Annotated in this window: 11 protein-coding genes; 6 read left to right on the forward strand and 5 right to left on the reverse strand. The window is 71.9% G+C overall.

From position 1 onward, the window contains the following. The first annotated feature begins 420 nt into the window (after window positions 1-420). The 3 genes from D1648_RS08675 (at window position 421) to D1648_RS08685 (ending at window position 3,472) form a co-directional block, all read left to right on the forward strand. Window positions 421-1,452: an NAD(P)-dependent alcohol dehydrogenase gene (locus D1648_RS08675; protein WP_122940747.1), complete on the forward strand. Its 1,032-nt coding sequence runs from the start codon at window positions 421-423 to the stop codon at window positions 1,450-1,452. A 400-nt stretch (window positions 1,453-1,852) separates the two neighbouring features. Continuing rightward, window positions 1,853-2,188, forward strand: coding sequence for a hypothetical protein (locus D1648_RS18175; RefSeq protein WP_241155412.1), 336 nt, complete (start codon window positions 1,853-1,855; stop codon window positions 2,186-2,188). 84 nt (window positions 2,189-2,272) lie between these two features. Continuing rightward, entirely contained in the window at window positions 2,273-3,472 is a 1,200-nt protein-coding gene (locus D1648_RS08685) for an MFS transporter (protein WP_122940749.1), read from the forward strand. An 18-nt stretch (window positions 3,473-3,490) separates the two neighbouring features. On the opposite strand, the gene D1648_RS08690 is transcribed toward D1648_RS08685, so the two are convergent. The 3 genes from D1648_RS08690 to D1648_RS08700 all read right to left on the reverse strand — a co-directional run bounded on the left by D1648_RS08690 (window position 3,491) and on the right by D1648_RS08700 (window position 7,993). Further along, on the reverse strand, window positions 3,491-4,363 hold the full coding sequence (locus D1648_RS08690) for a helix-turn-helix domain-containing protein (protein WP_122940751.1): 873 nt from the start codon (window positions 4,361-4,363) through the stop codon (window positions 3,491-3,493). Between the two features lie 84 nt (window positions 4,364-4,447). Continuing rightward, window positions 4,448-6,073 (reverse strand): FMN-binding glutamate synthase family protein, encoded by a 1,626-nt coding sequence (locus D1648_RS08695; protein WP_241155413.1) that lies wholly within the window; start codon window positions 6,071-6,073, stop codon window positions 4,448-4,450. Window positions 6,074-6,154: 81 nt separating this feature from the next. Continuing rightward, window positions 6,155-7,993 (reverse strand): thiamine pyrophosphate-requiring protein, encoded by a 1,839-nt coding sequence (locus D1648_RS08700; RefSeq protein WP_122940755.1) that lies wholly within the window; start codon window positions 7,991-7,993, stop codon window positions 6,155-6,157. Window positions 7,994-8,309: 316 nt separating this feature from the next. Here D1648_RS08700 and D1648_RS08705 point away from each other — a divergent pair, with 316 nt between their 5' ends. Beyond that, on the forward strand, window positions 8,310-9,536 hold the full coding sequence (locus tag D1648_RS08705; protein ID WP_122940758.1) for a cytochrome P450: 1,227 nt from the start codon (window positions 8,310-8,312) through the stop codon (window positions 9,534-9,536). Between the two features lie 6 nt (window positions 9,537-9,542). On the opposite strand, the gene D1648_RS08710 is transcribed toward D1648_RS08705, so the two are convergent. Together D1648_RS08710 and D1648_RS08715 are read right to left on the reverse strand one after the other, a co-directional pair. After that, window positions 9,543-10,409: an RNA methyltransferase gene (locus tag D1648_RS08710; RefSeq protein WP_122940760.1), complete on the reverse strand. Its 867-nt coding sequence runs from the start codon at window positions 10,407-10,409 to the stop codon at window positions 9,543-9,545. 4 nt (window positions 10,410-10,413) lie between these two features. Continuing rightward, window positions 10,414-11,208, reverse strand: coding sequence for an ABC transporter ATP-binding protein (locus D1648_RS08715; RefSeq protein ID WP_122940762.1), 795 nt, complete (start codon window positions 11,206-11,208; stop codon window positions 10,414-10,416). 107 nt (window positions 11,209-11,315) lie between these two features. On the opposite strand from D1648_RS08715, the gene D1648_RS08720 reads away from it, so the two are divergent. After that, the gene (locus tag D1648_RS08720) at window positions 11,316-12,854 is read left to right on the forward strand and encodes an RNB domain-containing ribonuclease (RefSeq protein WP_122940764.1); all 1,539 of its coding nucleotides are present in this window, start codon (window positions 11,316-11,318) and stop codon (window positions 12,852-12,854) included. Beyond that, window positions 12,851-13,636 carry a hypothetical protein gene (locus tag D1648_RS08725; RefSeq protein WP_122940766.1) on the forward strand — a complete coding sequence of 262 codons (786 nt, stop codon included), beginning with the start codon at window positions 12,851-12,853 and terminating at the stop codon, window positions 13,634-13,636. The genes D1648_RS08720 and D1648_RS08725 overlap by 4 nt, the downstream gene beginning before the upstream one ends. The last annotated feature ends 21 nt before the right edge of the window (window positions 13,637-13,657 follow it).

Genomic DNA, 13,657 nt, shown 5'->3' on the forward strand with positions numbered 1-13,657 from the left:
GGGTTCGAACTGTACGCCTCGGCGGGGCGGCGCTCAAGGCGCCCAGGTCGTGACTTCGAACGTGCATACGAAGCCTTGGGGAGGGGTGCGACAGACGAGGGCGGGTGGGGTCGTGGGCTGGATCTCGCACGACACATTCCCTCCGCGCCGGGCCCCGCCGTCGTGCTCGGGGTGCGCGACAGCACCCGGAGCGCTGGGCGCGCCGAGGCGACGAGCCCGAGAGCGGACGGGGGTGTCCGGCGAGAAGTGCGCGTACGTGATGTACATGATGTACGTGGAGAAACAAACGCATACACCTGTTTCTCGGGGGTGGCAGGGCAGATGGAGCGGGAGGCGCTCTGTCCGCCGTCGGACCTCCCCTCCTCCCCCGCCGCGCCTCTGCGATCATGAGACGGACCGCACCCCGAGGAGAGGACTGAGATGCGAGCGCTGGTGCTGCACGAGAAGGGCCGGATGTCGATCGAGGAGGTCGAGGCACCCGGGACCCCCGGCCCCGGCGAGGTGCGGATCGCGATGCACACCGTCGGCATCTGCGCCTCGGACGTGCACTACTGGACCGACGGGAAGATCGGCCCGTTCGTGGTCGAGGCGCCGATGATCCTCGGTCACGAGGGCGCCGGCACCGTGCTCGAGGTGGGTGAGGGCGTCACCGCTCTCGCCGTCGGCGACCGCGTCGTCATGGAGCCGGGTGTGCCGGATCCCACCTCCCGCGCGGTCAAGGAGGGCAACTACAACGTGGACCCGGGCGTGCAGTTCTGGGCGACTCCGCCCGTGCACGGCTGCCTCGCCGACGAGGTCATCCACCCCGCCGCCTACACGTACAAGCTCCCGGACGCCATGAGCTTCGCCGAGGGCGCGCTGATCGAGCCCTTCGCGGTCGGCATGTTCGCCGCGACCAAGGCGGAGATCTCCCCCGGCGACGTCGCCGCCGTGGTCGGCGCCGGCACCATCGGGATCATGACGGCGCTCGCCGCGCTCGCCGGCGGTGCGAGCCGGGTGTTCATCTCCGACGTGCTGCCGGAGAAGCTCGCGCTGCTGGACGGGATCGACGGGATCGTCACCGTGGACGCGACTGCGCAGGACCTCGGCGAGACGGTTCGCGCCGCGACCGGCGGCTGGGGCCCGCAGGTCGTCTTCGAGGCCACCGGCGCCGCGCCGGCGTACAAGAGCCTCTGGTCGCTGCCCGCCCCGGGCGGTCGGATCGTGCTGGTGGGCATGCCCGTGGACCCGGTGCCCTTCGACATCGCCACCGCCCAGAGCCGCGGCGTCTCGCTCGAGACCGTCTTCCGCTACGCGAACGTGCACCAGAAGGCGATCGACCTCGCCGCGAGCGACGCCGTGGACCTCTCCCCCTTCGTCTCCGAGACCTTCGCCTTCGACGACTCCGTCGCCGCCTTCGAGCGATTCCTCGAGGGCCGGCCGACGGACGTGAAGATCCAGATCGCCCTGTGACCAGCCGGGAGCACACCCGCGCAGCCTGGGAGGACGCCTCGCAGAAGCATGTGCGGGAGTACGCCGAGCATCTCGAGCTCGCCCGCGTCGCGCGCCTGCTGCCGGTCGAGGAGGAGGTGCTCGGTCCGCTGCTGCCCGGCGCGGAGGTGCTGCACCCCCAGAGCGGGCACGGCCTGGACGACCACGCGCTGGTGCGCCTGGGTGCCCGCGCGGTGCACGGCCTGGACTACAGCCCGACGGCCGTCGCCGCCGCCCAGCGCCGCGCCGACGAGCTCGGCGCGCCCTGCCGCTACGAGCTCGCTGAGCTGCCCGCGACCGGGCTCGAGAGCGGGATCGCGGACCTGGTCTACACCGGCAAGCACTCATCTGGCTCGAGGACCTGGGCGCCTGGGCGCGGGAGATGCACCGTCTGCTGCGCCCGGGCGGACATCTGTTCGTGCTCGAGGCGCATCCGCTGGTGCCGCTGTGGGCATGGGACGCCGACGAGGCGCGGGTGCGCGCGGACCGCAGCTACTTCGCCCCCTCCCACGTCAACGACACCTTCCCCGCCCGCGGCGCGACCGAGCATCAGCGCACCCTCGCCGAGCTCGTCATGACCGTGCAGGGCGCCGGCTTCGAACTGCTGCACCTGGCCGAGCATCCCGAGCCGTTCTGGCAGCCGGACGGGCAGGAGCCGGCCGCCGCCTGGGACGGTCGCCTGCCGAACACGCTCAGCCTGCTCGCCCGACGCGTGTAGGGGTGCCCTGACAGTTCCTCCCGGTCGGGACGGCGGCGGCATAGCGTGCCGGGAGCCCGATCCCCCGACGGACGAAGGACCTCCATGCCCGCTGACGCCTCACGGCGCCCTCTCGGCCCTCGCCTGCTCGTGCCCTCTGCGGCGCTGCTGTGGGGGCTGCACTTCTCGCTGCTGAGCCCCGCGCTCGCACTGATCCTCGCCACGCTCTACGACGCCTCCACGGCCGACATCGGCTGGTCCCTCGCGATCTACAACACCGGCGGCTTCATCGCCTCGATCGTGCTGCCCGCCTGGGCGGACCGGCACCGCACCTATCTGCAGATGCTGATGGCCGCGGCGGTGCTGACGATCGCGCTGGCCGCAGCGCTCGCGGCGGTCAGCACCCTGCCGCCGGCGACGGTCGCGCTGGTGGTGCTCGGCGGCCCGGCCGGGCTCGGCACCACGATGCTCTTCGCGCACCTGCGGGACGCGGGAGCGGCCACCTCCACGATCGTCGACACCCGCGCGATCATCTCTGCGGCCTGGATGGGCGGTCCCCCGCTCGCCACCGCCATCATCGGCTGGACCGGACCGCTCGGGGTCCTGCTCGCCCTGGTCGTGATCGCACTGGCGAACATCGCGACCACGGCGGTGATGATGCGGGGCAGGCGCACCGGAACGGCCGACGCACCGCCCGCGCCGGCGCGCTCCCCGCAGGGCCTGCCGCCCGGCAGTCGATTCGCGACCGTGCTGATCATCGGCGCGTTCGTGCTCTTCCAGGCGACGAACGCGACGGCGATGACGTTCATGGCGCTGTACGTCACCGGGGAGCTCGGGATGGACGTGCTGTGGGCGGGGATCGTGCTCGGCGTCGCCGCGGCGCTCGAGGTGCCGGCGCTGATGCTGATCGGGCGGCTGGGCGACCGCATCCCGCACCTGACCCTGGTGGCGGTCGGGGCGGTGCTCGCGGCGGTCTACTACCTCGGCCTGGCGATCGTCGACGGTCCGGTGCTGCTGCTGGTGCTGCAGATCCCGAACGCGCTGGGCTTCGCCGCGATCTCCGGGATCGGGCTGGCGCTGTTCCAGGACCTGATCCCCGGGGCGGGGATGTCCACGGGGCTGTTCATGAACGCCCGGCGCGTCGGCGCGGTCCTGTCCGGTCCGATCATCGCCGCAGGGGCGCTGCCGCCGCTGGGCGAGCGGGGCGTGTTCGTGATCTGCGGAGTGCTGACGCTCGCGGGGCTCGCGCTGATCCCGCTCGCGAAGCGCCTCGCGGCCCGGCGGGCGGAAGCTGCGGAGGCTTGAGCGAGTGCGGGCCCGTGCTCAGCCGCTCGTCGTGGTCCGTCCGTCGGCGCGGGCCTGCTCCTCGGCGAGGCTGCCCAGCAGGCGCAGCCGCTCCTCGCTCGGCGAGCCTGGCGCGGCGGTGTACCCGAACATGAACCAGTCGGGATGGGCGGGGAAGTCCATCGCCTCGTAGCCGAGCTCGAGATCCCCGACCTCGGGGTGGTGGATCCGCTTGATACCGGTGCGGTGGTGTCGCACGTCGTGCGCGGCCCAGCGCACGCGGAAGTCGTCGCTGCGGGTGGCGAGCTCCCCGATCAGGTCGCTGAGCCGCTTGTCCCGTGGGGACTGGCCGGCGTAAGTGCGCAGTGTCGCGACGATCCCGGAGGCGTTGTCCTCCCAGTCCGGGAAGAAGATCCTCGAGGCGGGGCTGAAGAAGACGAAGCGGGCCGTGTTCCCGCGCGCGGCGGGATCGGAGAGCACCGGCTCGTACAGGGCGCGGGCGACGCGATTGGCGGCGACGATGTCCATGCGACGGTCCCGCACCCACACCGGCACGGAGACCGCGTCCACGAAGCGCTGCAGCGACTCCGGGAAGACCTGCTCCGCCTCGCGCGGCCGCCGACGGGCGGGCGGACCCGCGGCCTCGGCGAGGTCGTGGAGGTGATCCGTCTCCGCCTCGTCCAGATGCAGCGTGCGGGCGAGGGCGTCGAGCACCTCGACGGAGACGCCGCGCAGGTCCCCGCGCTCGATCCGGGCGTAGTACTCCACGCTGATCCCGGCGGACGTCGCGACCTCCTCACGGCGCAGCCCCGGCACGCGCCGACGCGTGCCGGCGAGGATCCCCGCCTGCGCGGGTGTGATCCGGTCCCGTCGCGTGCGCAGGAAGTCGCTCACCTCTGCTCGATGGTCCATGTGCACATCGTACGGATGCGGGCGGTGGTGGCGGGATCCTCCGCCGCTCTGGCTGCGCCGCTGCGGCTCGAGAGGTGCGCCCGTTCATCCGGCCTGCCGGTCGGGGTCGGCCGAGCCGGCCGCGTCCTCGCCCGTGCGACGGTGCTTGCGATGCCGCAGATGGCCGGGGAGCGCACCCTGGAAACGGTGAGCGTCGGCGGCGTCCCAGTCCCGGGCCCAGTCCGGGTGCCCGGTCCCGGCGAGGAGCTCGCCTTCGTCCAACCAGGTGTACAGGTCCTGGTAGGTCATGACTCGGGCCGGATCGATCCGTCGCAGCACGTGTCGCGGGCCCAGCTCGTCGAACGAGCGCAGTCCCATCGAGGCGAGCAGCTTCATGGCTGAGCGGACAGTCGCCTGCTGATAACGCATCACGCGCGGGCCCTTGTCCTCGACGACCACGGCCCGGCCTCGGCGAGGATCCTGCGTGGCCACGCCGCTGGGGCACGTGTTGGTGTGGCACCGCTGGGCCTGGATGCACCCTGTCGCCATCATCATCGGCCGGGCGGCGTTGCAGAAGTCCGCGCCGAGAGCGATCTTGCGGATGATGTCGTTGCCGCCCGCGATCTTCCCGGAGCATCCGATGGCGACCTTCTCGCGAAGGCCGGTGCCCACCAGGGCGTTGTGGACGATCACGAGGCCGTCCGACAGCGGTGTCCCGACATGGTCCTCGTACTCCCGGGGTGCCGCGCCCGTCCCTCCTTCTGCGCCGTCGACGGAGATCCAGTCCGGAGCGATGCCGGTCTCCAGCATTCCCTTGCAGATGGCGAGGACCTCCGATCGATCGCCGACGCAGAGCTTGACGCCGACGGGCTTGCCCCCGGAGAGCTCTCGCAGCCGGGCCACGAAGTGCATCATCTCCACGGGCGTCGCGAAGGCGGGGTGGGCTGCGGGGCTCACGCAGTCCTGCCCCTGCGGCACATCCCGCGCCTCCGCGATCTCCGGCGTGATCTTCCTCGCCGGGAGCACCCCGCCGACACCGGGTTTGGCTCCCTGGCTGAGCTTGATCAGGACTCCTCTCACCTCGGGCCGGGCCGCCTTCTCGGAGAACTCCTGTGCGTCGAAGTCGCCGTCGCTGGTTCTGCAGCCGAAGTATCCGGAGCCGATCTCCCAGATGATGTCGGCCCCGTATTCCAGGTGGTACTTGGACAGGCCGCCTTCCCCCGTCTCCTGTGCGAACCCGCCGTGCTTCGCACCGTAGTTCATGGCCCTCACGGCGTTCGCCGACAAGGACCCGAAGCTCATCGAGGAGATGTTCAGCAGCGCAGTGTCGTACGGCTGTGTGCAGTCGGGGCCACCCAGGCGCACCCGAGGGGGTGCGGGCATCGGCTCGAGGGGACTGGCCGCATGGAGGATGTGGTCGTAGCCGGCGCTGGTGATGTCGTTCTCGGTGCCATAGGCGTCTGCGTCACCGAGACCTTTCGCCCGCTGATAGATCATCGTGCGGGTGTCCCGGTCGAAGGGCCGGCCGTCGGTGTCCCGCTCGATGAAGTACTGCTGGATCTCGGGACGGATCGACTCGAGCAGCCAGCGGGCGTGCCCGACGATCGGATAGATCCGCAGGATCGAGTGCTTTCGCTGGAGGAGGTCCCGGACGCCGAGGGTCGCGACAGCGGCCGCCCCAACGGCCGCCCCCGTCAATGCGGTGCCGGAACGGAAGGTGCGGGAAGACATCACTTCTCCTCGGGTCATCGGTCGTCTCGTCGGTCCGGACGTCGCGGCGTCGCTCCTTTCAGACGGCGGGGTGTCCGGTCCTCATCCAGGATCTCGCTCGTGATCGATGTGCATCGTCCTGCGGGCCCGCTCGACCCCTTCAGCCAGCAGCGCCTTGGCGGAGTCCCGGAGGACCTCCGTGCGCGCCGGATCGTCCTGGAGCAGCGCGACGCCGGTGTTCTTCGCGAACTCGCGAGAGATCCGAGGCGGCAGCGGCGGAACACTCCTGCTGGTGCGGACATCGATCAGGGTGACCCCACGATGGGCGAAGGCGGTCTCCATGGCCTCCTCGATCTCGTCGTCGTTGGTGACCCGCAGGCCGGTGAACCCCAGCAGCTCCGCCCACCCGGCATAGTCCACGGACTCGACATCCTGCGCCGTGGGCCACAGCGGATCGGCATCCATCGTCCGCATCTCCCACGACACCTGGGTCAGGTCGTCGTTGTGGAGGACGACCACGATGAACTGCGGGTTCTCGTCCCAGCTCTCGAGGTGCCGCTTCACCGTGATGAGCTCGTTCATCCCGAGCATCTGGAAGGCGCCGTCCCCGATCGTGCACACCACCGTGCGCTCGGGGAAGGCGAACTTCGCGGCCGTCGCATACGGCATGGCGCCGAGCATCGTGGCCAGGCGGCCGGAGAGGTCGCCGGTCATGCCGTCACGCAGCCGGATGTGATGCCCGTACCAATCCGCCGTGGTGCCGGCATCGGCGGTCACGATCGCTCGAGGGGGCAGGCGCTTGTTCAGCTCGTGGAACACGCGTCGCGGATTCACTCCGTCCTCGACGGTGAGCATGGCCTGGGACTCCATCTCTCGCTCCCACGACTCCATGCCGTCGGTGATCTGCTTCTGCCACGACAGGTCCGCGGTCCTCGTCAGCTCGGGTATGAGCGCTGCCAGCGTCGCTCGGACGTCGCCCCACAGGTTCAGCTCCGTGGGGTAGCGCAGGCCCATGTGCTCGGGTTTGAGATCGATCTGGAGCGCTCTGGCCTGACCGCTGCGGGGCAGGAACTCGCCGTAGGGGTAGTTGGTCCCGAGCATCACGAGCGTGTCGCAGCGGCGCATCTGCTCCAGGCTCGGGAGGCTGCCGAGGAGTCCGAGCTGCTGGGTGTGGTGGGGAACCTCCGAGGGGATGACGTGCTTGCCGCGCAGCGCCGTGACGATGCCTGCGCCGCAGAGGGCGGCCGCCTCGAGGATCTCGTCGGTCGCTCCGTCGGCCCCGTGGCCGACCAGGAAGGTGATCCGCCTGCCGGAGTTGATGATCTCGGCCGCGCGAGCGATGTTCGCAGCGGGCGGCGTGATCGCTGTCGAGGCGGCGACGGGGCTGGACCGCGCGACGGAGGGCGAGGGCGCCTGCATCTCGGGCATCTTCATGGCCTGGACGTCGTGAGGAAGGATCACCACAGCGGGGCCCAGGCGGAGCCGGGCGGTGCGGAAGGCGGTGTCGAGGACCGCCTGCGCCTGGGCGGGTGCGACGACGGTCTGCACGTAGACCGCGACATCGGCGAAGGTCCGTTCGAGATTGCTCTCCTGCTGCACGAAGGTGCCGAGGGACGTGGTCGGCTGCTGCCCGACGATCGCGACCACCGGCTGGTTGTCCATCTTCGCGTCGTAGAGCCCGTTGAGCATGTGGAATCCTCCGGGGCTGGAGGTGGCCACGCACACCCCGACCTCGCCCGTGAACTTCGCATGTGCGGTCGCCATGAGGGAGCAGGCCTCCTCATGGGTGGGCCGCACGTACTGCAGGCCCCGATCCGCGCGCTCCGCCGCGCCGAGCGCGCCGTCGAACGCGCCGATCCCGTCACCCGGGTACCCGAAGACACGACGGATCCCCCACTGTCGAAGTCGCTCGATCACGAAGTCGCTGACGGTCGCTGTCACTGCGGCTCCTCCTCTCTCCGGTGGGGCTGCCGGACGGCTCGATCCGCGGGCCGGCAGTCCTGCGAGGCACGCGGGGACCGCGCAGATTCAGCGTATCCACCCCGTCGCCGGATCCGGGTGCAGATGTCCTCCGGCGAACGACCGAGGGCCACCATCAGGCCCGACGCACCGTCCGATCGGTCGGTGCGTTGCCCCCGGCACCTGCCCGTCCTACCGTCGGCACGACGAAGCGCGCGCCCTCTCCGACCTCCCTCCGGTCCGGCGGGATGAGCCGCCGGACCGGGGCGAGGCCAGAGAGGACAGCTGGGAGGCCACGATGGGCACGATCCCGTTCGACAGCACGATCGCCCTTCTTCGCGAGGGGTATCCGTTCATCGCGTCGCGTTGCGATGCCGCCGGCACGGATCTGCTGACCACTCGGCTGATGCTGCGCCGGGTCACGCTCCTGCGCGGTGCCGAGGCGGCGCAGATGTTCTACGACGGAAGGCACCTCACCCGTCAGGGCGCGATGCCCGTCATGGTGCAGCACCTGCTGCAGGACGAGGGCTCCGTGCAGAGTCTCGACGGCGCGGCGCATCGTCGGCGCAAGCGGCTCTTCCTGTCATTGATGGGCGTCGGTGCGATGGATCGTCTGAGCGCCCTGTACGAGAGCGAGTGGGACCGAGCGCTCACGAGGTTGCACGGCAGCGGCCGAGTGCGGCTCGACCACCTCAGCCGGATCGTGCTCACCCGGGCCGCCCTGCGCTGGTGCGGCATCGTGCTGGATTCCGTCGATGTCCCCCGTCTGACGAGAGAGCTGAGCTTGATGATCGACGAGGTCGCCCGGCCCGGGCCTCCCAACTGGTATGCGCGATGGCGACGTCGAGGCACCGAGGCCTGGGCCGCCGGTGTCGTCGAGCAGGTGCGGTCAGGGGATCTGACCCCGCCCCCGCATTCGGCGCTGGCCGTCCTGGCGGGCCATGCCGAGGATGGAGCCGTGCTCCCGCCGCAGATCGCAGGCGTGGAGCTGCTGAACCTCCTGCGGCCGCTGCTGGCCGTCTCCCGCTTCATCGAGTTCGCCGCGGTCGCGCTGGTGCGGCACCCGCAATGGCGGGAGGAGTTCGCCGCCGGAGAGGAGGCGGATCTCGAGCCGTTCGTCCAGGAGGTGCGGCGCTTCTTCCCGTTCTTCCCCGTGGTGCCGGGGCGGGTGCGTGTCCCGTTCCGGTTCCAGGGCCATGATCTCAGGGTCGGCGACTGGGCGATCCTCGACCTGTACGGCACCTGTCACGACCCTCGAGCGTTCCCGGATCCCGACAGCTTCCGGCCCGAGCGCTTCAGAGGATGGTCGTGGCAGGAGGATCCGTTCACGCACATCGCCCAGGGCGCAGGGCGGCATGAGGACGATCACCGCTGTCCCGGCGAGTGGAGCACGGTCGCCTTGCTGAAGCAGGCCGTCCGGCTGCTGTGCCGGGACGAGCTCGAGGTGCCTCCCCAGGATCTCTCCATCCGCCTGGATCGCTTCCCGGCCGCTCCGCGCAGCGGAGTCGTGCTGGCAGGACTGTGAGGAGCGTCAGCCGCGCGGAAAGAGCATCGCCCGGCGCTGCCAGAACACGACCGCGCTGGCCGCGGCGACGTTCAGGGAGTCCACTCCCCCGGCCATCGGGATCACCACGTGCTCGTCGGCCGCGCGGAGCGTCGCGGGCTTCAGCCCGTGCCCCTCCGCGCCGAGCACGAGGGTGACCTTCCGCTGCGGGCCGAGGTCCGCCGCGTCCAGCGCCACGGCCTCGTCGGTGAGCGCGAGGGCGAGCACGTCGAAGCCGGCCTCGCGCAGGAGATCCACCCCGCCGGGGGCCCCGGGCCGCCCCGGCGGGTGCGGGGCGTGCGGCCAGGCCTCCAGCCGGGTCCACGGCACCTGGAAGACGGTGCCCATCGAGACGCGGATCGAGCGTCGGTACAGCGGGTCCGCGCACTGCGGGGTCACCAGCACCGCGTCCACGCCGAGCGCGGCGGCGGAGCGGAACATCGCACCCACGTTGGTGTGATCGACGATGTCCTCGAGCACGGCGACGGTCCGCGCCCCCTCCAGCAGCTCCCGGGCGCCCGGCAGCTCGGGGCGCTGCATCGCCGCGAGCGCCCCGCGGTGCAGGTGGAAACCGGTGAGCTGCTCGAGCAGCGCCTCCTCGCCCACGAACACGGGCACCTCGGGGAAGCGCTCGTACAGCGGCGCGAACTTCTGAAGCCACTTCTCGCTCATCAGGAAGGAACGCGGGGCCATCCCCGCCTCCACCGCCCGGGAGATCACCTCGAAGCTCTCGGCCATGAACAGGCCCCGCTCCACCTCGACGCGGGAGCGGAGCTTCACGTCCGTCATCCGCAGGTAGTCGTCGAGGGCCGGGTCCCCGAGCTCGGTGATCCGCTGCAGCTGCGCGTCGCTCACCCGCTCAGTCCAGCGAGAGCGAGCGGGCGGTGAAGCGCTCGCCGCGCTGCTCGACCACGAGAGGCAGCCCGAAGGTCGCGGTGAGGTTCTGGGAGGTGAGGGTCTCGGCAATGGGACCGGCGGCGACCAGCTTCCCGTCGCGCAGCAGCGCGGCGTGGGTGTAGCCCGGCGGGATCTCCTCGACATGGTGGGTGACCAGCACGGTCACCGGCGTCGCGGGGTCCTTCGCGAGCCGGCCCAGGGTGCGCACGAGCTCCTCGCGGCCGCCGAGGTCCAGCCCCGCGGCCGGTTCGTCCAGCAGCAGCAGCTCCGGATCGGTCATCAGCGCGCGGGCGGCGAGCACACGCTTGCGCTCGCCGGTGGACAGGGTGCCGAAGTGGCGCTCGGCGAGGTGCCCCACCCCGAAGGCGCTCAGCAGGGTGCGGGCGCGCTCGAGATCGACCTCGTCGTAGCTCTCGCGCCAGCGGCCGACGACGCTGTACCCGGCGGTGACCACGACGTTCTCGGCGGTCTCGTCGGCCGGGACGGTGTCGGCGAGCTCCTGGCTGGCCAGGCCCAGCAGCGGGCGCAGCTCGAAGATGTCCACGCGGCCCAGGCGCTCGCCGAGGATCTCGACGGTGCCGCTGGTGGGGTGCAGGCGGGTGGAGAGCAGGCGCACGAGGGTGGACTTCCCGGCACCGTTGGGGCCGAGCACCGCCCAGCGCTCCCCCTCGCCGATCCGGAGGGACACCTCCTCGAGGATCTTCTTCCCGCTGCGGGTGACGGTGACATCGGTCAGGGAGGCTGCTGCGACGGACATGGCCCCGAGCCTATCGCCCCGCGCGGCGCTCTCCCGGCCCGTCCGCCTGGCGCGTCGGCCCCTGCCTAGACTGGCCCGGTCCGACCCCGACCCGCGTGGAGGTCCCCGTGCCGCACCGTCCCGTCTCCCTCCTCGCGCCGCGCGGATCGGTGGCCGCCGAGGATCTCCGCACGCGCATCGACGCGCTGCTCGCCGACCACGACGGGCAGGCACCGCTCGCCTTCCCGCCCGAGGTGCTCGCCGCCGCAGAAGAGGCCGCGAGGCGTGACGCCTCGGCCGACGGGCGCGTGGACCGCACCGACCTCCCCTTCGTCACCCTGGACCCCGAGAGCTCCACCGACCTGGACCAGGCGATGCACCTCGAACGCACCGACGGCGGTTACCGCGTGCGCTACGCGATCGCGGACGTGCCCTTCTTCGTCGACCTCGACGGCGTGATCGACCACGAGGCCCGACGTCGCGGGGAGACTCTCTACCTGCCCGACCGCCGTGTGCCCCTCCATCCGGAGGTGCTCTCCGAGCAGGTCGCCTCCCTGCTGCCCGGGCAGACCGCCCCCGCCTTCGTCTGGGACCTGCTGCTGGACGCCGAGGGCGAGGTGACCTCGATCGGCCTCGAGCGGGCGCTGGTGCGCTCGCGCGAGAAGCTCGCCTACGACGCGGTGCAGGAGCAGCTGGAGCGCGGCGAGGGCCATCCGATGATGGTGCTGCTGGAGGAGATCGGCGCACTGCGCACCGAGGTCGAGGCCCGCCGCGGAGGGGCGAGCCTGAACGTGCCCGAGCAGGAGATCGTCGCCGAGGACCACCGCGTGCACCTCACCTGGCGCACCCCGGCCCCGATCGAGGACGCCAACGCGCAGCTCTCCCTCATGACCGGGATGGCCGCCGCGCAGCTGATGCTCGAGCACGGCGCCGGGATCCTGCGCACGATGCCGCCGGCGGAGCCGCGCGCCGTGGAGCGCTTCCGTCGCCAGAGCGTCGTGCTCGGCGCGCCGTGGGGCGAGGAGGTCGACTACGGGCAGTTCCTGCGCTCCCTGGACTGGCGCGAGCCGACCCACCTCGCGCTGCTGAACCTCGCCACCTCCCTGTTCCGCGGCGCCTCCTACGCGGCGTTCACGCGCCCGGAGGAGGCGCCCGAGGACCCGGTGCAGGCCGCGATCGCAGCGCCCTACGCGCACGCCACCGCGCCGCTGCGCCGCCTGGTGGACCGCTTCGTGCTGCTGGTCTGCCACGACCACGTGCGCGGGCGGCGCCCCTCGCCGCAGCTGCTCGCCGCGCTCGCGGAGATCCCCGAGGCGATGCGCACCACCTCCGCTCAGGGCGGGAACCTCGAGCGCGACGCCCGTGAGCTGGTCGAGACCGCGGCGCTCGCCGCCTGGGAGGGCGAGACCTTCGCCGCGACCGTGATCGAGCGACGGGAGGCGACCGAGTCCGAGAACGACCACGGCGCACCGACCCGCGTCGAGGTGCAGCTGACCGATCCGCCCGTGACCGCCTGGGTGCCGATGGACGCCGAGGTCGGGACGAGGGTCCGGGTGCGGCTCGCGAGCGTGGACACCACCTCGCGGCGCGCCGTCCTCGTCGCGGCCGACGGGGACAGCACGACCGACGCCGGGAGCGCCGGCGGCGCGGACGGAGCCGGGGCATGAGCGAGGCGAGCGCGGGGCGGGACCTCGTCGCCCTCCCGCGGGCGGCGGTGCTGATGCTGTGGACCTCCGCGTACCTTCGCGGGGACCTCGGGCCGGACGATGCGGCTCGGATGAGCTTCGGGGTGGGCCGCACCGGGCCCAGCGGAGAGGGCACGGACCTCTTCGACTGGATGACGGCGCTGCGCCGCCTGCCGCTCGCCCAGCTGCGCCTGGTGCTGCCGGCGCCGGGCCGTCTCGCGGGTCTCGTCGGCCCTCCCACCGCGCTCCCCCTCGCGCTGGAGGCCGAGCAGGCGATCGTCGTCACCGCGGCGGGGATCGCCGATCACACGCTCGTGCCCGTGCTCTCGGCGGCCGAGGCCGAGGGGCGCTCCGTCACCGCCGTGACCTGGGCGCGGATCGATGCGCCGGTCGGGGCGCACGTCCCGCCCGCGGCGAGCTCGGGCAGCGCGCGCGAGGAGCTGCTGCGGGCCCTGCGCCGCACCGCCGAGGGCAGCGTCGACCTCGACCTGGTGCCCGAGGAGCCGGTGGAGCCGGCCCGCATCCCCGCCACCTGGATCTCGACCGCGCTGCCGCGGCACGTCGAGGCCTCCGCCGCGCACCTGCTCGTCCTCGCCGCCCGGACGCTGCTGCTGACCCGCGCCGAGATCGACGAGGGCCACGGCCACACGATCGACCTCTCCGAGGCGCTCGCGCGGCGGGGCCTGCTCGACGAGCTGCACGAGGCGGCCCGCGCCGCGCTGGTCGAGGCGGTCGAGCGGATCGTCCTGGACGAGATCGGCTGAGCCTGCTACTCAGCGCCCTTC

Origin of the sequence: Brachybacterium sp. EE-P12 (assembly GCF_003711805.1) — a bacterium.
Lineage (GTDB): Bacteria > Actinomycetota > Actinomycetes > Actinomycetales > Dermabacteraceae > Brachybacterium.

Excerpts from the sequence above, each read along its gene's own strand:
- D1648_RS08675 (WP_122940747.1), top strand. The coding sequence starts at position 421 with ATGCGAGCGCTGGTGCTGCACGAGAAGGGCCGGATGTCGATCGAGGAG.
- D1648_RS18175 (WP_241155412.1), top strand. The coding sequence starts at position 1,853 with ATGCACCGTCTGCTGCGCCCGGGCGGACATCTGTTCGTGCTCGAGGCG.
- D1648_RS08685 (WP_122940749.1), top strand. The coding sequence starts at position 2,273 with ATGCCCGCTGACGCCTCACGGCGCCCTCTCGGCCCTCGCCTGCTCGTG.
- D1648_RS08690 (WP_122940751.1), bottom strand. The coding sequence starts at position 4,363 with ATGGACCATCGAGCAGAGGTGAGCGACTTCCTGCGCACGCGACGGGAC.
- D1648_RS08695 (WP_241155413.1), bottom strand. The coding sequence starts at position 6,073 with ATGTCTTCCCGCACCTTCCGTTCCGGCACCGCATTGACGGGGGCGGCC.
- D1648_RS08705 (WP_122940758.1), top strand. The coding sequence starts at position 8,310 with ATGGGCACGATCCCGTTCGACAGCACGATCGCCCTTCTTCGCGAGGGG.
- D1648_RS08715 (WP_122940762.1), bottom strand. The coding sequence starts at position 11,208 with ATGTCCGTCGCAGCAGCCTCCCTGACCGATGTCACCGTCACCCGCAGC.
- D1648_RS08725 (WP_122940766.1), top strand. The coding sequence starts at position 12,851 with ATGAGCGAGGCGAGCGCGGGGCGGGACCTCGTCGCCCTCCCGCGGGCG.